The sequence below is a fragment of the Mesorhizobium sp. WSM4846 genome, assembly GCF_055811415.1.
Map to the genome: position 1 here is coordinate 20,582 of NZ_JBVVPZ010000034.1, position 20,472 is coordinate 41,053.

Annotated in this window: 11 protein-coding genes and 4 pseudogenes; 7 read left to right on the plus strand and 8 right to left on the minus strand. The window is 57.2% G+C overall.

Annotated elements, in window-relative coordinates:
- Nucleotides 1-14: 14 nt before the first annotated feature.
- From AC0L15_RS24130 to lhpI, 5 genes are all read right to left on the minus strand, one after another.
- Nucleotides 15-1,616 carry an ABC transporter substrate-binding protein gene (locus AC0L15_RS24130; protein WP_473497293.1) on the minus strand — a complete coding sequence of 534 codons (1,602 nt, stop codon included), beginning with the start codon at nt 1,614-1,616 and terminating at the stop codon, nt 15-17.
- Nucleotide 1,617: 1 nt separating this feature from the next.
- Nucleotides 1,618-3,456, minus strand: a complete 1,839-nt coding sequence (locus tag AC0L15_RS24135) for an ABC transporter ATP-binding protein (protein ID WP_473497343.1) — start codon at nt 3,454-3,456, stop codon at nt 1,618-1,620.
- A gap of 665 nt (nt 3,457-4,121) precedes the next feature.
- Entirely contained in the window at nt 4,122-5,225 is a 1,104-nt protein-coding gene (locus AC0L15_RS24140; RefSeq protein ID WP_473497295.1) for a mandelate racemase/muconate lactonizing enzyme family protein, read from the minus strand.
- A 52-nt stretch (nt 5,226-5,277) separates the two neighbouring features.
- Entirely contained in the window at nt 5,278-6,297 is a 1,020-nt protein-coding gene (locus AC0L15_RS24145) for a dipeptidase (RefSeq protein WP_473497297.1), read from the minus strand.
- An 865-nt stretch (nt 6,298-7,162) separates the two neighbouring features.
- Nucleotides 7,163-8,146 (minus strand): bifunctional Delta(1)-pyrroline-2-carboxylate/Delta(1)-piperideine-2-carboxylate reductase, encoded by a 984-nt coding sequence (lhpI, locus tag AC0L15_RS24150; protein WP_473497299.1) that lies wholly within the window; start codon nt 8,144-8,146, stop codon nt 7,163-7,165.
- Between the two features lie 675 nt (nt 8,147-8,821).
- Between lhpI and AC0L15_RS24155 the strand changes: the two are divergent.
- Both AC0L15_RS24155 and AC0L15_RS24160 read left to right on the plus strand, forming a co-directional pair.
- Nucleotides 8,822-9,541 (plus strand): annotated as a pseudogene (locus AC0L15_RS24155) (trifunctional transcriptional regulator/proline dehydrogenase/L-glutamate gamma-semialdehyde dehydrogenase); the annotation flags it as partial.
- Between the two features lie 189 nt (nt 9,542-9,730).
- Nucleotides 9,731-11,051 (plus strand): annotated as a pseudogene (locus AC0L15_RS24160) (Glu/Leu/Phe/Val family dehydrogenase).
- Between the two features lie 144 nt (nt 11,052-11,195).
- Here the strand turns inward: AC0L15_RS24160 and AC0L15_RS24165 are convergent.
- Nucleotides 11,196-11,340: pseudogene (locus AC0L15_RS24165) on the minus strand (IS110 family RNA-guided transposase); the annotation flags it as partial.
- A gap of 97 nt (nt 11,341-11,437) precedes the next feature.
- On the opposite strand from AC0L15_RS24165, the gene AC0L15_RS24170 reads away from it, so the two are divergent.
- The 4 genes and pseudogenes from AC0L15_RS24170 to AC0L15_RS24185 all read left to right on the plus strand — a co-directional run bounded on the left by AC0L15_RS24170 (nt 11,438) and on the right by AC0L15_RS24185 (nt 16,058).
- Nucleotides 11,438-12,697, plus strand: coding sequence for an NAD(P)/FAD-dependent oxidoreductase (locus tag AC0L15_RS24170; protein ID WP_473497301.1), 1,260 nt, complete (start codon nt 11,438-11,440; stop codon nt 12,695-12,697).
- 145 nt (nt 12,698-12,842) lie between these two features.
- Nucleotides 12,843-13,631, plus strand: a complete 789-nt coding sequence (locus AC0L15_RS24175; RefSeq protein ID WP_473497303.1) for a putative hydro-lyase — start codon at nt 12,843-12,845, stop codon at nt 13,629-13,631.
- 814 nt (nt 13,632-14,445) lie between these two features.
- Nucleotides 14,446-14,936 (plus strand): annotated as a pseudogene (locus AC0L15_RS24180) (electron transfer flavoprotein subunit alpha/FixB family protein); the annotation flags it as partial.
- A gap of 396 nt (nt 14,937-15,332) precedes the next feature.
- On the plus strand, nt 15,333-16,058 hold the full coding sequence (locus AC0L15_RS24185) for a LuxR family transcriptional regulator (RefSeq protein ID WP_473497305.1): 726 nt from the start codon (nt 15,333-15,335) through the stop codon (nt 16,056-16,058).
- A gap of 323 nt (nt 16,059-16,381) precedes the next feature.
- Here AC0L15_RS24185 and AC0L15_RS24190 read toward each other — a convergent pair whose 3' ends face one another.
- Nucleotides 16,382-16,663, minus strand: a complete 282-nt coding sequence (locus AC0L15_RS24190) for a DNA -binding domain-containing protein (RefSeq protein ID WP_473497306.1) — start codon at nt 16,661-16,663, stop codon at nt 16,382-16,384.
- Between the two features lie 116 nt (nt 16,664-16,779).
- Between AC0L15_RS24190 and AC0L15_RS24195 the strand changes: the two genes are divergently transcribed.
- Complete coding sequence (locus tag AC0L15_RS24195; protein WP_473497308.1) at nt 16,780-17,013, plus strand: helix-turn-helix domain-containing protein; 234 nt, start codon at nt 16,780-16,782, stop codon at nt 17,011-17,013.
- A 618-nt stretch (nt 17,014-17,631) separates the two neighbouring features.
- Here AC0L15_RS24195 and AC0L15_RS24200 read toward each other — a convergent pair.
- A complete protein-coding gene (locus AC0L15_RS24200; protein ID WP_473497309.1) occupies nt 17,632-19,935 on the minus strand; it encodes a S9 family peptidase in 2,304 nt (767 codons plus the stop codon).
- Nucleotides 19,936-20,472 lie beyond the last annotated feature (537 nt).

The window sequence follows — 20,472 nt, forward strand, 5'->3', positions numbered from 1 at the left end:
GGGGTATGAGGCCATTAATTGCTGGATCGACGAACGTTCCAGAAATAAAAGACCGCTACATCGGCGTCGAAGCCTTCAATTTCGGCCCTACGGACGACCGGTTGAGAAGACTCTCCAATCGGTACGAAGGGCAGATATTCCGATGCACGCGTCTGGATGTCGAAGGCAATCTTATTCTTTTCGGTGTCATCTGTTGCACGAAGAAACGCGGCCCTCAAATCCTCCAGTTTCTCGTCGCATGGCCACCCAAACCAAGCTTCGTCACAAGTAGAAGCCAGATGAATATGCTTGATCGGGGACGAAGCACTTGGGAAGTCCAGACTCGATATCATCAGATTCCAACCGCTTTCCGAGACCGGTGCTTTCGACGTACGCTTCGATGTTAGAGTCGACCAGTCCATGGATTGCAAATCGACTTGTGCACCGATCTTTCGGAGTTGCTGCGCCAGATACAGGGCGGCTGCGTGATAGGGAGCGTAATCTGTTGGTTCGAGAATTACGATCGGCTCGCCGTCGTAGCCAGCTTCCGTCAGTAGCTGTTTGGCCTTCTCGTAATCCGGCGCACCGCGGTGTCCTGTATAAGAGGCTTCGTTGCCGTGGGGGCTGCCACACATCAAGATCGCAAAACACTCGCGCCACAAATTTGGATCTCCTGCCACCAGAGGGCCAATTTCCTTTTGATCAATCAAATATGTGAGTGCCTCTCGTGCCTTGACGTTGTTGAAGGGAGGATTCAAAATATTTGGTCGAATGTTGAACTGCCACCAAACTCCGTTTTCGACAGCGAATCTGCTGTCACTCCTCATGGCAACTGCATTATCCACCTGTGGTTGAAGCCAGATGTCGTATTGATCCGTCAGCATCGCCGCCATGGCGGTGTTCGGATCCGGGATATAGCTCATCTCGATCTTGTCGGAGACAGCCTCCTTTTTGCCGGACATAAAGCTGGCTGCGTCGCTCCTCGGAACATAGTAGGGGTTCTTGGAGTACACCCGCGGCTGGCCGGGCTTCCAAGTCGAAAGGTCAAACATGTATGGGCCAGAGCCAGTTGCATCCTTCAGAGATTCAGTTGGTGGCAAAGATGCAATCCGCTGCGGCAATATGAACGGAATGTTTCCTGTCGCTCCAGCTAACGCAGCAGGTACATCGAAGGGCTCCGCCATTTCAATTTGTAGCGTTACATCGTCGACGCTGCTCATTTGCTTGAGTCTAGCTGAGAACAGTTTTCCGATCAGATCCGTAGATGCCCAGCGCTTTAGCGACGCGACCACATCATTGGTCGTTATTGCAGTGCCGTCGGAGAACTTCAGACCAGGACGGAGCGAGATCGTGTAGGTTTTCTTATCGGCGCTAACTGTTACCTTGTCAGCCAACGCCGGTTGAGCTGCACCATGTTCATCGGGCTCGAACAGTTTGTCGTAGATCAGGGCGGCATGCACCTTTGTTAAATCAGCGGTTGTGAGCATAGGATCGACGGTTTTCAAATCGCCATCTGAAATAACACGCAGCGTATCGCCCATCGCCGTGCCGGCGAAAAGCACGCCAGCGAACAATGCAGCAATTGCAGCAGGCCGAGCGAGACGCGAAAGCGTCCTACTATTGGATATGCCAGTCATTTCAGTTCCCTTTCTGGAGTTGTGGTCTTCTATATCCGTCAGGCTGTTGCGCCTGAGCGTCCCCGCTCTCCCACTCCTCACCCCAGTTCATGACGCTGTGGCCTGACGAGACCTGACGATACTGGCGCACGGGTGGGATATAGTCTGCGGATCGGATCGGACTCTTTATCTCGTCATTCGAGACCGGTCGTTTCTGCAGGCGCCGCGCGGGATCGGCGATTGGCACTGCCGCGAGCAGCCGCTTGGTGTAAGGATGCTGCGGGTTCTGGAAAATCGCTTCGCGCGGACCAATCTCAACGATCTCACCGAGATACATCACCGCGACCCGGTGGCTAACGCGCTCAACCACCGCCATGTCATGCGAGATGAAAAGATATGCGATCCCCATACGGGCTTGCAGTTCCAGCATCAGGTTGATGACCTGTGCCTTTACAGAGACGTCGAGAGCCGAAACAGCCTCATCCGCTACGATCAACCGCGGCTCGAGCGCGAGCGCTCGTGCTATGCAGATACGTTGGCGCTGGCCGCCTGAAAACTCGTGCGGGAAGCGACTTGCCATTTCTGGCGAAAGACCGACGCGCTTCAGGAGATCGGCGACCTTGTCGTGTGCCTCCGAACGGTTGGCGAGATTGTTGATCAGTAGCGGCTCGGCAACGGCGATGCCGACGTTCATTCGCGGATTTAGCGATGCGAACGGATCTTGGAAGATCATCTGCACGCGCTTGCGGTGCTCGCGCAATTCACTAGGGCTGAGCTTCAGCACGTCGATCCCGTCAAGAAGCACTGAGCCCGAGAGCGGCTCCGTCAACCGCATGACCGACAGGCCGGTTGTCGACTTACCGCAGCCGGATTCACCGACCAATGCCAACGTTTCGCCGCGCTGAATGCTGAAAGAGGCGTTCTCGACCGCGAAGACCCGGCCCCTGACCGAAGAAAACAGACCAGAGCGGATCTCGAAGCGCTTGGTCAAGCCGGCGACCTCTAGGACGGGGCGCTCGGTGTCCTCAATGGTATCCGGCACCTCCGCCGGCATGTCGGACAAGCCAGTAGTGCGGTCGACAACAGGGAAGCGCATGGGCCGTATGCGACCCTTCATTGAGCCTAGCCTCGGAACGGCCGAGAGCAGCGATCGCGTATAGGCGTGGTCGGGCCTGTTGAAGATGTCCTCGGTCGGTCCGGCCTCGACCGCCTGGCCGTTGTACATGACGACCGTTCGGTCGGCGATCTCGGCGACCACGCCCATGTCGTGGGTGATGAAGAGGACGGACATACCCTCCTCTTCCTGCAGCTCCTTGACCAGTTCGAGGATCTGCGCCTGGATCGTCACGTCGAGGGCCGTAGTCGGCTCGTCGGCGATTAGCAGCTTCGGCTTGCAGGCCAGCGCCATCGCGATCATCACGCGTTGGCGCATGCCGCCCGAGAAGTGGTGTGGATATTCGTGCAAGCGGGACTTGGCGGTCGGGATCCGCACCTTCTCCAATAGTCGAATGGTCTCCGCCTCAGCTTCGGCACGTGATAGGCCGCGATGCAGGATCAGCGCTTCTGCGATCTGGAAGCCAATGGTCAGCACCGGGTTCAGTGAAGTCATTGGCTCCTGGAAGATCATCGCGATTTCATTGCCCCGGATGCGGCGCATCTCGGCATCTGGCAGGTTGAGCAGCTCCTTGCCCTCAAGCCTGACCGACCCTTCGACCTTGCTCCGGCCTGGCGCATTGAGCCGCATGATCGAGAGCGCAGTCACGCTCTTGCCGGATCCGGATTCGCCGACCACGGCGACAGTCTCGCGCGGTCCGATCTCAAACGAAACGTCATTCACGACCGGATTCCAGTGCCCTCCCATTCGGAAAGAGGTGACCAGATGCGAAACGGACAGGACGGGTTGGGTCACAGGCTTTTCATTATTATTGGATGAGAGGCGGATCCCAATCCGCGCGCCCTCTGACCGCCGGCGCGACAATCTGCTATGCGCTCTTGATCATCCAGAGGTGGACTAACAGCATCAATGATGAGCGCAGTGTCATGGAGTTCTGTTGCGCTTTTACTCACACGAGCGTCCATTCCGTTGTTCTTGAACTTGGCCATCAATCGGAACCTTGAAGGAGGCACGCTGTACGTGTCTTCCTGTGCAAATTTATCTTAAAGGAAAATTGTGATTTTCGCAACCACAGTTTCGGAAATTCCGGATTATACCGGCTGCCATCGACACGGTCCCAGCCGTGTTGCCCACGCCCTGCCCATTGGCAGCCGGTGTTCACCATTTCGGTTTGGATCGACCGTCTAAGTGAGCACTGGTTGCACAGCCATGCCCAATTCCACGATCCGTCTGGAGTCGAACATCAGGTTCAACTGGCGAGGATCCCGCGGTATCGATGACGATTGCATCGCCGTGATGCTCTCGGCTTCCAAGCCTCTTCTTCCAATACGATTTCCTAGCCCTTGCAGGCATTTTTTGAATTCACGCCATGCACGGCGGCACGGCGCGCATCAAAAGCTCGGTGTCGAGACTTACCTCACACTGAATAGCGGTTGACCCAAGCGCGCCAAATCAACATCGATATCCAAACCTGCACCGGTTGGTGCAATCCCACGGCCATCTGCACTGCGGGGCGGGTTTCTAGCGATATGTTCATTCGTCCATGTGTTGAAGAAGCTTGTGCTCAGCATGAGCTCCGGGCGAGTGCTTGCAGCGACTTGCGCGGTAGCGGAAGTAGTAATATCTCCGCCCCATGTATCTTCAATCGTCACGGACAGGCCCAGGCTTTGGGCGAGGTCCCGCATGGTCGCAAGAGGCGTAATCCCCCCGAGTCTGCTCAGTTTAAGGTTCACTGATCCTGCGCCCGCGCGATACTTCGCATGGTAGAGATCGGCAACGCCCACTACTGACTCATCCATGACCATTGGGAGAGCAGTCGTGGCTTTAACTAGAGCGCAATCCTCTTGGTCACGGCAGGGTTGCTCAACATAGACATCGAGGCCGTCCATAGCTTTGATCGCGATAAGCGCATTCTGAAGGGACCATCCGCCGTTTGAATCAGCGATAACAGTCGTCCCAGCTTCCGCTGCTGCGGCCACTTCCCTTACCCGTTCGGCATCTTCATAGGGATTGTTACCAACCTTAAGCTGGAACGTGCGGATACCTGCTGCAGATCGTCTCGCGACGAAGTCGACCATTGTTGCAGGGCTGCCGAGAGGTACGGCCTCGTAGAGCGGGAAGTCCTCCTGAAGTACGCCGCCAAGCAAGGTGGCTATGGGAAGATCCACAGATTTTCCCAGCAGGTCCCAGCACGCGATATCAATAGCGCTCTTTGCGCTTTGCTGGCCCAACAATCTTGATTCCATCATCTGCCAAACCCGTGAGATGTTACGCGGATCTAGGCCGATGAGACCCTCAGCAAGTTCTTGAAGAGCGGCCCGTGTGCCGCCAGTGAAGCTGGGCAGATACGTGCCAGCAAGCGTGGATACTTCTCCCCAGCCTTCAAGCTCATTGTCTGTGACAAGGCGTACCACGGTTGAGAGTTGCGTGGTGGCTATCCTGCCCCCAGACATTACGTATTCACCGTGGGCGTAGCTGAGAGTGTATCCGTACACCTCACACATCTTTATCTTCATAGTGTCCTCATATAAATGGCGAAAAGGTATTGCATCGACCTTGTTGCTGCGATCACGCGATCCAGACCTCGCGGAAGAATCTCATGAGGTTGCCACCGAGAATTTTTCTGATATCAGCATCGGAAAATGAATTCCGGGCAAGGGCTTCTGCGAGCTCGACGGTTTCTTGAGGTGTTTCGATTCCCTTTGCGTGGGCCCAGGGTGGAGCAGGCCACGTGTCCGGATCTAACCGGCCGCTTCGGACAGCGTCAGCATAATGCTTAATTTGTTGTTCCGGCGACATGTGCGGAGAATGACCCCAGAAGTGATCAAGCCCGACAGAGATGTAGTCCGTTCCGACCTCTTCGGCGATGAATTCTGCGTGCCGGATCAGATCATCAACAGTCGACTTTCGTCCCACCTTAATAAAGTACTCGCATCCATTGAGACCAATCACTCCTCGTTTCGCGGCGACCACTCGAACCTGGTGACGATTGATGTTGCGCTTGGAGGGAAAAATCTCGTCAATGTTGGAGTGGGAGAACATAACGGGCTTGGTTGAGTGTTCAATAGCCTCCATCGTTGTACGATATCCCGTATGAGATAGATCAACCGCAATGCCGACTTTATTCATCTCGGCAATTGCGCGGCGGCCAAAGTCTGAAAGGCCAGCATCCTCCGGAACCGTGCATCCATCTCCAATAAAGTTCCTGCGGTTATATGTGAGTTGGATCGCTCGGACCCCCAAAGCGTGGAAGATGTGCAGGCGTCTCAGATCTTGCGCGATCGCGACAGAGTTCTGGAAATGAAACAAGATACCCGTTTTGCCATCCCGTTTGCACTGTTCAATGTCGGCGACACTGCGGACCAACCGTATGCGGTCGGAATGCTCGTTGAACCAACCATACCAGTTCGTAATGTTGGAAATGGCGCCAGCGAAGTCCTCCTCAACGGCGACTGTTGGGCCGACCACCGTGACCCCACCGCGTCGAAAGTCTTCGATCTTTTCCACTGTTCCTTCTCTTTCTGCTGCGAGCAGAGGCGCAACTAGATCGATGACAATACTGTCTTTATACAAATCTGCGGTGGACATCCTGTCTCCTTTTTAGATGAACGCTAGCAAAAGGACCGATCTCGCCGTTGATCCTTGCTCTTATTGAACTTCGCTTTCAATAGCTCGACCTTGGCTGATAGCTGCGTCTGCTCCGCCCGCTGAACCTCGAATAGCAAGCGTCCCGGTCAACTCACAAAGGCAGTAGCGGCGAGACTGCTGCATGGCTGAAACGAGCCGCCCCTTGATTTGCACCGGCCCGCCGGCGGCCACCTGCAGGCTTGTCATCGGCCTTAGCCAGCGAATTCTTGAGCACCCCTTTCTCGAAGGGTTGTTTTGTTCGAAACTTGAACCAAAACCTCTTACTGAGCAGAAGCTCATGCCTTGCCGACCTTCCCTAGTCGACACGATCCATTATACACTACAATAAAACGTTTTTCCAATAGGAAAGAATGGGTCTGTGAAATTAATGAGCGCTCTAGCGGTTCCGGGCGAATCTTTAAGCTTGTCGGGGAGCATCTAATCACGCCCCGCTACAGATCTCGTCGTTGGCAACAAGGATATGCTGGCTCGGTGGCGCCGCGGGACGTGTCGAAACCCGTGCTAACGTGGGACCGCAGCTCCGCTGCTCCTTCAGCGCAGTCGACCAGCTCCGACGCCGACCCGTCCCACTCACAATCTCCATCCGATGAATGGACACGTGGTTATCCTCGCTGCTTGCATCGTCGGTCAGTGAATCAACCACGACAACAGCCCTTCACCTCCTCGCCGACAGCCGCGGCAATGGGCGAGGAACGGGACTAACTCATGATGGCCTCGACGCGACTTGGGCAGCAGCTGCCGTTCTCCGACGCGCCGCGGTCCCTAAAGGGACCATTGTGCGGCACGATCGTATGTCGGCTAAGCCTTAAGAGCGACGCGAGCTGGGCGCACAGAATTCTTTGTAAACCATCTTAGCGGCTGCGAGATCGGCAAGACCGGATCCGACTGCCTTGAAGTAGGTTATTTCGACGGGTGTTGTACGACCTTGAACAAGACCTTTTGTCAGATCTGCCAAAGTACCTTGGATATGGGTTTCACCCACAATCCCGGCCTGGATAGGTTGAATGACGTCGCCCGCCTCGTGCAAAGCTTCGTCGGTGTCAATAAATGCCCTAGAGATAGCTAGCGCCGCGTCATCAGCTTCACGCATTTGCGGTGTAAAACCGCCAATGAGATCAATATGGGTGCCGCTCTTGATCCAATTTCCTCGGATAATCGGACTCGTCGCTAATGTAGCTGCACTTATAATATCCGCCTGCCTGATTGCTTGTTCTCGATCCGTTACAACCTCCGCTGCGATTCCCCTGTCATTCAACGACCGTGAGAGCGCGTGAGCATTATCGACATTGATGTCCCAGATTGCTACTTTCTCAATAGGCCGCACTGCGCGATAGGCATCTGGGATGAGGCTCGCCACCCGACCGGCGCCGATAACTAACAATGACCGCGCATCGTCACGAGCGAGAAAGCGGGCGGCCAACGCGGAAGTAGCGACTGTGCGTCTTGAGGTGATGACGTTTCCGTCCATCAAAGCTAGTTGGCGACCGTCTACCGCACTGTAGAGTACGTATGTTGAGGTTAGTCCAGCCACCCCGCGTGTCCTGTTTCCCGGCACGACTGTGACTAGCTTCACACCAAGAAACTGCTCGCCGTCGCTTGGGTTAGACCAAGCGGGCATCAAGAGCAGGGTTGCATCTGGCTCTGCCGTCTTAGCGATGGTGTGATGATGACGCACTGGCACGATACAACCTTGCGTAAAGGCGGTCTGTAGTTCATCGACGAGCGCCTTAAGTGGCAAGCCAGCTATCGTGCTCTCTGCATCTATCACTTTGATTTGGTTATCATGCATACAAGCTGTCCTTACACTCATTTCGTTTTCAAGAAAGACTTCTTGCTAGGGAACCTCGGCAGTAAGATGAGCGACCGACCGCAGCATAGCCGGCGTGCGTCATGGAACCCACTACGGCCTCAGATGACGCTCCGCATTTATCGTATCGGAAAGAATATTTCTTTCAATAGATTTTTCTCGGGTTTTGTGGGCTCCTGGAGAGCATTGGTTCCCAATCATTGCCTTGCCTCTCCGTCTGTAGGTTGAAAATTGCTCGCACAGAAGGCAGCTCATAAGATACAGAAACGTCTTGTAATGATAAATTTTCCTTATGATAGTTTAGGCGGATACCGGTGCCTGTGAATGGCGCAGTTTGGAGCTGCAAGCGCGAAAACGTAAAGCGTTTAAGGGTCAATTTCGAACGCAATTCGCGATTGCGATGCTATGGACCTTGGTTGTCGACTTGCGAGCATTTGGCCCGAAGGCTTTCGTAACCAGAAACCTAATGAGGCTGAGGGGAGGATAGATCTCTCTCGGACAACTACCGCTCGATTGGAATAGCTGCGTTGCGGGCGGCCTTCGATCCAAATAGCTTAATAAGAAAAGAACGTCAGGTGAAAACGTGCTCTGGAAAATATTGTTACCCCAGAGGATTCATAATTCGTTCTGCCTTCATCGGATCCCAAAGAGTACGCCATGCTTGAAACTGTTGAATGTGTTGCTGAAAGGAAATCCGTATCGACGTTCGCGCAATTTGCTCCTAGCGTCCGGTCCTCGCAAAGTTGCGTGATGCCGTTACCGAGGCGTATCGTCGTTCTGAACTCGAATGGACAGGGTCCCTTACCGAGGCTGCCTCCCGCGTAGAGCCGCCCCAAATGAAGGCGGCGATCACCTTGGTCGGGGCGCTGCGTGCCAAGCACAAGGGAACGGGCATCGAGGGCCTGGTGCATGAATATTCGCCCTTCAGCCAAAAAGGCATTGCGCTGATGTGCCCTTGCCGAAGTCCCACTGCGCATTCCCGATACAAAGACCCGCGACGCGCTCAGCCGCGACAAGATTGCCGAAGATGTCTGGAAATTCCATATCGGCGGCGGCAAATCGCTCTTCGTCAATGCAGTGACCTGGGGCGTCGTCGTCACCGACCAGGCAAGGGATCCGGCCGCGGCGCGGCGCTCACGCGCCTCATCGCGCGCGCCGGCGACCCGGTGATCCGTCGCGGCGTCGAAATGGCCATGCGCATCATGGGCGAGCAGTTCGTCACCGGCGAGACCATCGACGAGGCGCTAAAGCGTGCGCGTCCGCTGGAAGCCCGCATTCCTAGACATGCCGCGACCACGGGCGCCGATGCGAAGCGCTATTCGCGATTATGAGAACGTCATCCACGCCATCGGCAAGCCGGCGAACGGACGCGGCGTGGCAGCTGTTTACGCCGATCTATGCCTTGCTTGCTCGATCTCGCTTCCATCGCTGCGCTTCGCTAGGCAGCACCTGTGACAAACGAGGATCCATCAAGTGAATTATAATTCGCAGCAGACCGTTATCGAGGCCGATGAGCCGCTTTCGACTAGCTTCCTTGAAAGCGTAGACCAGATCTTCCGCCACGCGATGTCCTTCCTTGATTTACCGGAGGGACTGGCAGAACGGGTCATTCAGTGCAACTGTTCGCTTCGGTGTCCGGCTGCGCGGGCGCATGTACAGCTTCATCGGCTGGCGATCGGTTCACAGCGAGCACTGTGAGCCAGTGAAGGGCGGCATTCGATATGCATCAAATGCGGATGCAGAGGAAGTAGAGGCACTTGCTGCGCTGATGACCTTGAAGTGCTCACTCGTCGACGTGCCTTTCGGTGGGTCGAAAGGAGCGTTGAAGATCGATCCCCGGGAGTGGACGCCACAGGAACTCGAACGCATCACACGCCGCTTACACAGGAGTTGAACAAGCGTGGTCTGATCGGTCCCGGTATCAACGTACCGGCTCCCGATGTCGGCACTTGCGAGCGTGAGATGGCCTGGATGGTCGATGAATTCCGCCGAGCGAATCCGACTGATGTCGTCAATGCGCGCGCCTGCGTGACAGGCAAGCCGCTTTCCAAGGGTGGGATTGCCGGTAGAACGGAAGCGACTGGCCGGGGCGTCCAGTTTGCCATTCAGAGCTTCCTTCGCGATTCCCGCACGCCTGCTCTCGATGGCTGCCGCGATCTAAGAGTCGCATCGGTCATCGTTCAGGGTTCGGCAACGTCGGCTATCACGCGGCGAAATTCATCTCCGAAGAGGATGGCGCACGCGTCACCATTGTCGCTGAACGAGATGGATATGTCGCCAATCCTGATGGCCTTTCCATCGAAGCACTAAATCAGCACCAAATCCGAACCGGTAGCATTCTTGGCTTTGAAGGCGCGAAGTCCTTTGCCGGCGAAATGACCGGCATCGAACAGCCTTGCGACGTTCTCATTCCAGCGGCGATGGAGAACGCCATCAATGCTGTGAATGCAAAAAACATCAAGGCGCACCTGGTTGTCGAAGCAATGGACCGATCACGTTCGAAGCGGACAAGATTTTGCGTTCTCGCGGCGTGACCATTCTTCCCGATCTCTACCTCAATGCCGGCGGTGTGGTCGTCAGCTACTTCGAGTGGGTAAAGAACCTCACACACATCCCGTTCGGCCTAATGGAGCGGCGCCGGCGCGAGCGGCGCAACCAGACGATTGCTACAGCCCTCGAACGGATGACTTGCAGGGAGTTCCCGGCCGATCTCCGAGACGAGTTCCTCGAAGGCGGCGCCGAGATCGATCTGGTTCGCTCGGGCCTGGAGGATGTTATGCGCAGCATCTGGGCTCGCATCGGTGATCTCCTGGAGGCTCAACCAGAGTTCGGCGACTACCGCACTGCTGCTTACGTCGCTTCCATCCGTCAAATCGCGGAAGCCTAGGAGGCAATTGGGATCTAGGCCCGGGATCAGCCATGCAGGTAAGATTTTCGGACAACCGGACGGACAATAACATCAATGCCGCACTATGCGCGGCCGTCCCTCTATTTCTCCGGCCCTGCATTGGTCGAATATGTCGCAGTGACGCACCGGCACACCGGCCCTGGCTAGTGCCGAATAGCCATTGCGATATAGGTCCTGCTTCAAGGCCAACCCGCTCAAGATTCGAAGCCGGATCTCAGGTCATCGGGGTGGCTGGAATTTTCACCTCTTTGGAAATCTTGCCCGTTTTGCCTTAACCCCAGATTGTCAAGATATTGTAGATTGGATACAGTGGTCCCTTGTGGGACGCGGTTGACCGATCCGCTTGAAAAAGAAAGAGCAGACACATGGCTGAAATGAGCGTCATAGTCGTGGGCGCTGGCATTGTCGGTTTAAGTGTTGCCTACGAGGCGCTCCGTAGTGGAGCAGCAGTCACAATCGTCGACCGAAACCCTGAAGGTGATAAGGTGTCATTCGGCAATGCCGGCGGTATCGCCGTAACAGAAGTGATACCTGCATCGGTTCCAGGGTTATGGAAAAAAGTGCCGTTCTGGATTGTAGATCCGCTTGGTCCGCTTGCCCTCCGGGTCGCGCACACGCCTCGTCTATTGCCATGGCTGTGGCGCTTTGCGCGAGTTGGTAAGCCGTCCGAAATGATGCGAATTTCCGCGGCACTGGCCGAACTCAATAGCCGAGTCTATGACGACCTCGTGCCGCTATTTAACAAAGTTGGGTTGGCAGGTGATCTATTTCGCAAGGGTGCGTTGACCGTATACGAAAGCAAGAGCGCTCTCATGAACAACAAATATGAATGGAACGCAAAGCGAGCACTCGGCGTTGAGGTGCAAGAGTTGTCGGCGGCACAGGTCAGAGACATGGAGCCGGCGCTGGGCCCGATCGTCAAAGGCGGGGTGTTCACGCCTCAATGGTCTCACATTTCCGATCCGAAGGAAGTCGCGGGCGTTCTGCGTAACTGGCTTGCCGCTAACGGCGCGAAAATCTTAAGAGGTCAGGTTAACCGAGTAAGTCCGACAACCGACGGGGCCGAGATTACGCTGAGCGGCGGTGGGACGCTCAGCGCGGCGAAGGCCGTCATCGCAGCGGGAGTCTGGTCGGCCCAACTTGCCAGGCAGTTGGGGGATCGCGTGCTTCTCGAAAGCGAGCGCGGATACAACACCACGATTGCCTCGCCGGGCGTCGCGCTTGAGCGCGAAGTGATATTCGCTGAGCGAAAATTTGTGGCGACGCCGCTTTCGATCGGCTTGCGGATCGGCGGGGCGGCAGAGTTCGGCGGCTTGAACGCCGCACCAAACTATAGGCGCTCGAAAGCTCTCGTGAAGCTTGCGAAACTCTATCTTCCCGGCCTTAAGGAAGGAGGCATTGAATGGAGCGGTCACCGGCCAGCCACGCCCGATAGCCTGCCTGTTATAAGTCGGTCTGGTCCGACCGGGCACATCATTTATGCATTCGGACATGGTCATCTCGGACTGACGCAGGGCCCGACAACCGGCAAAATCGTCAGTGACCTACTGTTCGGACGTGAGCCCTGCCTCAATCTGGAGCCTTTCTCTGCCGCCCGTTTCGCTCGGAGAAGTGCGCCATCGTGAATTACGGGTACTCTTTCCGCGCAAATGGCCACGCCAACCGTGACGCTGTTCGAGTGGCCATTTCGGCTTCCGAACCCACAATCAGTCAGTCCAGTTACATCGGCCAATCTTGGAGTTTAAGTTCCACACGAAGAGAGAGTTAAATATGCGTCCCATCTCCTGCCCATCTCCGCGAGATGTTCGCTTGCTGGCGCGTTCGGGTGCTTTATCCGGTCCGACCGCCAGCCTCGCACCAGGATTCGTTCAAGCCAATCTCGCGATTCTACCACGAGACCTCGCTTACGACTTCTTGTTGTTCTGTCAACGTAACCCAAAACCCTGCCCACTACTTGGCGTATCCGATCCGGGTGCATCGATCATTGAAGGTCTTGGTGACGATCTCGACATTCGTAAGGACTTGCCGCGCTACCGCATTTGGAGGCACGGGAAGTTGGTTGATGAGCCGCAGGATGTTGCCAGCGATTGGCGTGAAGACTTGGTGGCTTTCGCAATTGGCTGCTCGTTTTCTTTTGAAGAAGCTTTGTTGGCGGCCGGCGTGCCGGTGCGGCACATTGAGGAGGGGCGGAACGTGCCAATGTTCCGATCGTCGATCGAAACCACACGGTCTGGGGTGTTCTCCGGTCCGCTGGTCGTATCAATGCGGCCTATGTCGCCCGAAGATGCCATAAAAGCGGTGCAGATTACTGGGCGGTTTCCTTCGGTTCACGGCGCCCCGATTCACATGGGTGATCCAACTGCTATCGGCATTCACGACCTCTCCGATCCAGACTACGGTGAAGCTGTGACAATCAAACCGGGCGAGGTTCCGGTTTTCTGGGCCTGTGGAGTCACTCCCCAAGCTGCCATTGCGGAGGCAAGGCCTGAGTTTTGCATTACACATGCGCCGGGGCACATGCTCGTGACAGACATTCCGAACGCTGAAATGGCGATCTGATCGGTAATCGATGTGCCCCAGGGAACGAGCCCACCCTACTCGATGGCTGCGCAAGCTAAACGACGGATGCAATGCTATCTTTGAACCTGCTGGCGAACTTTGGTTGAACCGCAGCCACGACCAGGGTGGTTGATAGTTTGCGCCCCGGTTGCGCTAGTTTCCGCCGCGATGGCAAGGGCGACGGGGATGACGGCGGCACCCGGATGTCCCATCGCCGCCTAATGGCCGTCATCGAGGATAAATCGCGCAGATTTCTGCAGCCCGTATTTCAGCAGCCGACGCATTTTGGCGCAAACTCTCCTCCCGAGCCGCTATCAATACAACGTGGTCCCTCGAACAGGCATTTCTTAGAGGCAAGAGGTCTGCCGCTCCATCGTCGGCGCCGTCTTCGCGTTCCTCAACTTCCTTTGACGAACTCGTCATTACGTCGTTGGTCAGCAGTTTCTCCGTTTACACTCTGCCGTTGAAAATGTGGAGAACATACGCAACGAGATCGCCCCCGCAGTCGCTGCCGTGGCATCACTGCTGACCCTTATGCCGGTGCTCAAACTATGGTCCTCTATGTCACGGGGTGGCGGTCGACGGCGCGCCCGCAGCGCTGGCTCCCCGACCGCGCGGTTTGAGTCACAGGCGTTCAGGCGCCATCTCAGATGGTGCGAAGAACCGTTACGCATACTCAGTAGAACCACAGAGGTGGAATGACGAATACTTCGATTGAATGGGCGATGATCCCGCCGACTATGGCAGCGGTCAAGGGCCCCGCGCCCCTGCCGCCGAGGGGCTTTTCCTTCCGCTTGACTCCTGACCAGCAGAGACCTCGTCGGGCAAGAACGTCTCACCGAGCGTGGCGGCGCTGCTCGATGTGGCACAGGTATCGGAAATCATCGAAGTCGTGTCGCCCGACACCTTCAAACGGCCGATCTATGCCGGCAACGCCATCCAGACGGTGCAGTCGACCGACCCCAAAAAGGTGATCGCCGCCGTGCGCACCGCTTCGTTCCCAAGCGCCTCCCAAGGCAATGCGGCTGCCGTCGAGAATCTCGGCGGCAGCCGACCCGGGTCTTTCTATTTTGTCGAAAACAAGCTCTCCGAGACTGATCGTCCGGAGCTGACCTCGGCTAAGATCATCATTTCGGGCGGTCGCGCGCTGGGCTCCTCCGAGAAATTCCAGGAGGTCATCCTACCCGTCGCCGACAAGCTCGGTGCCGCCGTCGGCGCTTCCCGCGCCGCGGTCGATGCCGGCTATGCGCCGAACGACTGGCAGGCGGCCAGACCGCCAAGGTGGTGGCGTCTGATCTCTACATATGGCTGCCTCGAACGATCATGAGGACATGCAGACCGATGCCGACCTTTGGTATGATCGGGAAACGGGTGGACCTTCATGGGGTACTGGGCCGAATGCAACGTTACCGTCGTAACAGCAATGATTCCGGCTGGACCCCAAGCATCTCAGCAGCGAAGCAGCTTTCTCCCCGATCGGCCGGCATTGCGCTGCTCGCAAAGGTCCCGAAGCGTCCTTGTTCGAACAGGCAGAAGGTTGGCCCGATATCGTGCCGACTTCGCGGCGTTGGGTCTGAATCTACGACGTGCTGGATTCCCGCGATTTAGGCCGCCTGTCTTTCCGCTGTCTGCTCGCGGTATGCACTGTAGCAGCGCTTCAAGTGTATGGATCGGGGGTGAGTTCAGGTAGGGGCGAGAAACGTGCAAGCTGCCTTCGAGAGATTTTTGGAACGGCTTTCAGAAAGCGTCGATGAGGCTGATCTCCGCGGCGCCCTGGCCGATGTCGCCTCAGGACTCGATCTGCTCGCTTTTGCCTACCTCTCCTTGCCCCAGCGGTCTGATGGCAAACCCACGCTGATCTCGAATTATCCGGCGCCCTGGACAGCACGTTATCTTGAGAACCGGTATCAGAGTGTCGACCCCGTCATTGTGCGAGCACGCGGTGGCGGATGCCCGTTTCGTTGGGGATCCGATCTGAGCGGCGAGGAGGCTGCAGGGGCTCATGTTTTCGAAGAAGCGGCGCAGTTTGGCATCTGCTGCGGCATGACGATCCCAATTATTGACCGCCGAGGGAATTTTGCAGCCATAACCTTTGCCGCCGACAAGCCCGACGCTGTATTTTTCCGCGCCGCAGAACGCCACGAAGAAGGTCTCCCGTATATCGCGACCTGTTTTCATATGTTCGTTCGCCGCAAACTGTCCGCCGATCGAATGATCGATGGTGTCTTGCTAACGCCGCGGGAATATGAGTGCCTGCAGTGGGCAGCACAAGGCAAGTCCGATTGGGAGATCGGCTGCATCCTGGGGATCACGCAGCGCACCGCCGCCTTTCATCTGGGCAACGCTCGCCGGAAGCTTAGGGTGACGACCACCCGGCAGGCAATTGGGCGCCTGGCCGGTTCGGGTTTCGGTTCACTGACAAGTTAGCTTCACGTGCGCGGCGGCGTTGAAGCGTCGGCTGTGGGCGCTCGAGTGCCTCAATGCCCTTTGTGCTGCCTGCCCCCTTGTTTCCGCCGAAAAACTGGGCCCCTGAGTGAACTTTCTTCGGTCCTCGACGGATTGCTCGCCGGAGAGTCACATCGCGAAATCGCTGAAGTGCTGATGGGGGAAAGGTCGCGTCCACGCCGATTGGACGGATCCTCTCGATCACCTCCGCGACCCATCCGCCACGCCGTCTCTCGCGGCCGTGCGCTCACGAATGGAGCTATCGTGAGTTCCTTGCCTGAAAACGTGACAGTTCCAGCCGTGCGTCAGCCGCCGAACATTTCCTTGTAGCCGGTCGTCACCATCCAGTTCGCCCGGTCGATATGGCTGCGAACAGCCTTGCTTGCGCGTACCGGTTCAAGGACGGGGTCGATGCCGAGAATGAGTTCGGCCATTTCCTCTACGCTGGCATTGTCGGCGCAGGCGTCGAGGATGCGCAGGTAAATGGTGGAATGCTGCCTGTCGTAGCTCGTGATGTTGTCTGACCAGGGGACTTCGTCGCGCAGTGTTGAGCTTTGAGTCCCATCTGTTCCCGTTGATCGATTCATGTCTGCCGCGAACCTCGCATGTTGATCGCTGGATTCAAGACAACATATCCCAAAATGGGATAATCCGGAACCGGGATTAGTGGCTGAGCCGGTCTTTACCTGACCGGTTCGCCTACATGCCCAAATCTCTTCGCTCTCCCCGCCACCAGCGGTTTCTGGACCAGCTGATATCGCTGCGCAAGGCCAAAGGCCTGACCCAGACGCAGGTAGCTGACAAACTTGGTCGGCCGCAATCTTTCGTGGCCAAGTATGAGGGTGGAGAGCGGCGTCTCGATGTCATTGAGTTTCTCGACGTAACTGCGGTGCTTGACGCTGACCCGTGCGAGATTCTGTTGAGCCTGCGGTCATAGGTGGCGCCGCCGCGGGTCGCGGCGCACCGGCTGCCGCGGACCAGCCCCGCTTTTAGTCGGAAAGCTCACGCGTCTCACCCATTCGGCTCCCAGCTTGGCGCGGTCGTCCGATCCGCCCAGCTCTTCTCTGTTTCGCCTTTCCCGCCGCGCAGGGTAGGCGGCACTCCCTCCTAGGGCCGCCGCGTCATCCCGCAACCCTTCGCTCTCGCTTCCGGTCCTTCTCTTCGTTCCGGTCCTTCGGATGCGGTCCGCCTGGACGGCGGCCCTTCCGGTCGCAACTCGCCGCCCGCCCCGCTTCCGTCCCGCTTCCGGGGAAAGCCGCGATTGGCGAGCGGAGGCAAAACGAAGCATGCAAGATAGAAGCGTGCCGTCATCGAAGAGGCAGGCAGAGGCGGGGGGGCCCATGTCCTCAATTCCCGCTTTGCGGCCGTCGAGCGTCGGAATCGTTCCCGTTTTCGTCTTGCTAAGGCCACCATTGCGCACGCAGGCCCTCGTCCGAGCGGTTCTCCGCTCGCTCGCCGCCTCGATCACTGCCAACAAAACAGGGGCGAGGATTGCTATAGGCAGAAGCTGCCGAAGCCATCATCGTGACGATTTGCTCTTTTGCAGCTCGGTTCGTTAAGCGTTCCAGTCGGGTGGGGTCTGACCAAGAATGTTGCGAACGAAGAAGTCCAGGAGCTTGCGCTCAGTGTAGATGCCTGGCACGTTGTGATCGGCACCAGGCACATAGACCATGTCGAAATCTTTTCCCGCCTTGATGAGTCGGTCGGCAAGCTGCAGCGAGGAGGACGGGTCGACATTGCGGTCCATTTCGCCCACGACGATCATCAGCTTGCCCCGCAGCCTGAAAGCATTGTCGATGGCGGAGGATTGGGAATATTCAATGCCGACTGGCCACCCCATCCACTGTTCGCTCCACCTAATCCTGTATATCCGATTGTCGTAGCAGCCGCTGTTGGCGACCGCGACCTTATAGAATTCGGGATGGAAGAGCAGCGCGCCCACCGCGTTCTGGCCGCCTGCGGACCCGCCGAAAATGCCGACATTGGAGATATCGTACCACGGATACCTCGCGGCGGCCGCCTTGTGCCATAGAATGCGATCGGGAAAGCCTGCGTCCTTCAGATTTTTCCAGGCAACGTCATGAAAGGCGCGCGAGCGGTTGTTGGTACCCATGCCATCGATCTGCACAACGACGAAGCCCAGCTGCGTGAGCGGCTCTGTCCGCGTTGAGAAGGATTTCGGGACGGAGGAGCCCTGGGGCCCGGCATAGATATTCTCCACCACCGGGTACTTCTTCTTCGGATCGAAATTGGCGGGCAGGTGGATCACGCCCCAGATATCAGTCTTGCCGTCGCGCCCCTTGGCGTGGAAGCTGAGTGGCGGCTGCCAGCCGGCGGCGACGAGCTCGGACATGTCGGCGGTCTCCACCTGCATGAGTTTGACATCGTCGCTGGCGCGGTAGAGCATCATGCGGGGCGGCAGATCGATGCGTGACCAGAGATCGACATAGTAGCGGCCGTCGGGTGAGAACTCGACATGGTGGTTGGCCGGCTCGGGCGTGAGCTCAGTCAGCCCCTCACCGTCGAAGCCGATGCGGTACGCATGGACGAAATAGGGGTCCTCCCCCGGGTTCCTACCGCTCGCCTCGAACCAGATCTGGCGCTTGACCGGATCGACATGGTTGACCGCGCGGACCACCCACTCACCGCTGGTGATCTGGTTCTTGAGCGCGCCCGTCTGGCCGTCGAACAGGTACAGGTGCTCGTGCCCGTCGCGCTCGGACGCCCAGATGATCTCCTTCCCGTCGTCGACATCGTAACGAAAGATTTTCCCGGTACGGTGCTGGTTCATCACCAGCAGCCGGTAATCAACGAAGGTCGTGCTGGTCTCTTCGATCAGCGAGCGTGCGCGCCCTGTGGCGGCGTCTACCTCGACCAGCCGATAGAGCTGATGGCCGCGCTGGTTATATTCGAAGGTGAAGCCGCGACCGTCTGCCCACCATTGGAGAGCGGAAAGTTTGAAGGGGTCGGAGAACAGGGCGTTGTCGATCACGATCTGGCGGCGGGCGGCAATGTCGAACAGGACCGGCTGGGGCAGCGGAAGGACATCGCCCGGCTTGGGATAGACCATTGCCGAATATTCGCGCTGCAACCGGTCCGTCGACGAATTGAGGTAGGGGACCACCCGCTTGTAGCCGGGGCGAACGCGGTAGGCCGCGAGATGGCGCGAGTCCGGCGACCAACTCAGTGTCGAAAAGACGTAGTGATTGCCCTCTGATCCATCCCGGCTCAGCGCAACATCCTGCAATCCGTCCTTGCTGCGCAGCAAAACATTGCAGTTCTTTATAGAGACGATCCATTTGCCGTCGGGCGAGACGCTCCTCTGGTCGGGGTTATTCTTGGCCGGGGGGGTGTAGTCGTGGCGGAGCTGAAAGTCCGGCGCGTCCACATCCAAGTTTGTGCTGGTGCAAACATAGCTTGCAACGTCGCAGCTCCACCGGACCTGCTCAATCAGGAAGTCGAGCCTGCGACCATCCTCGGTCAATTCGAAACGCTCGAAGGGAAGATCGCCGGCCTGATAGCTCTTATGGCTCGCTTCATTTAGCGCCGCCGCCAGACGGGCATGGTCGAAGGCGGCCCGTTTCAAACCCGTGGCAGCATCGACCCGCATAAACTGCTGCTCGCCGTGGATAGTCCGGCGGTATACGAACGTGTTGGCTCCAGTCAGCCAGAACGGCCCCTCGGGGACATTCACGGTGAGCCCGCGATAGCGATCGTTGATCGCCAGTGCCCGCTCGAAATCGCTCAGCGCTAGCGGTGGATGTGCACCGTTTGAACCGTTGGCCAGCGCCCCAGCGGTTGCCGATCCCGATGCCTCTTGAATTGATAACGAGAGCGCCGAAGCGCCGATCTTGACCATATCTGTTCACCCATTCGGTTTTCGGGAGACGCATTGTTGGATCTGGCTTTTCATCGCCGGTGTGCAGCAGCGTTGAGCGTTGCTGGAAGGAGTCAGCACGCGGGGTGCAGCCGAGACGGCAGTCACCATGACCCGTGCGCCCTACGCGGATATCCAGGAACTGGCCGGGTGAAGCAGACTGAAGAGTTGGCGCCGAGCCAGCAGGGTATTTTCCATTTCCACAATGATGGAAAATTCAAAGCCCGATGACGCTTTGCAATCACACTCCCTTCCTTTCTCTGTACCTGGAAGGGCCGGAATTGGGCCCGGCACAAAGTGTTGGCTATGGACATTCTCTGCATGGCTGTCGTCAGTCCGTTGATCCGTGTCCGGATGAACGATGCAATATGCGCGCCAAAGGAGATCCTTTTAGATCATGGCAATCGATCGGACTGTCTGTGTCGGGTGAACGACTTTACCGTCGCATATCCGACAGCTCGGACAACCCCAAGTCACATGACCTTGGGTGTATGTCGGTTGACAAAAGTGGACCGTCGG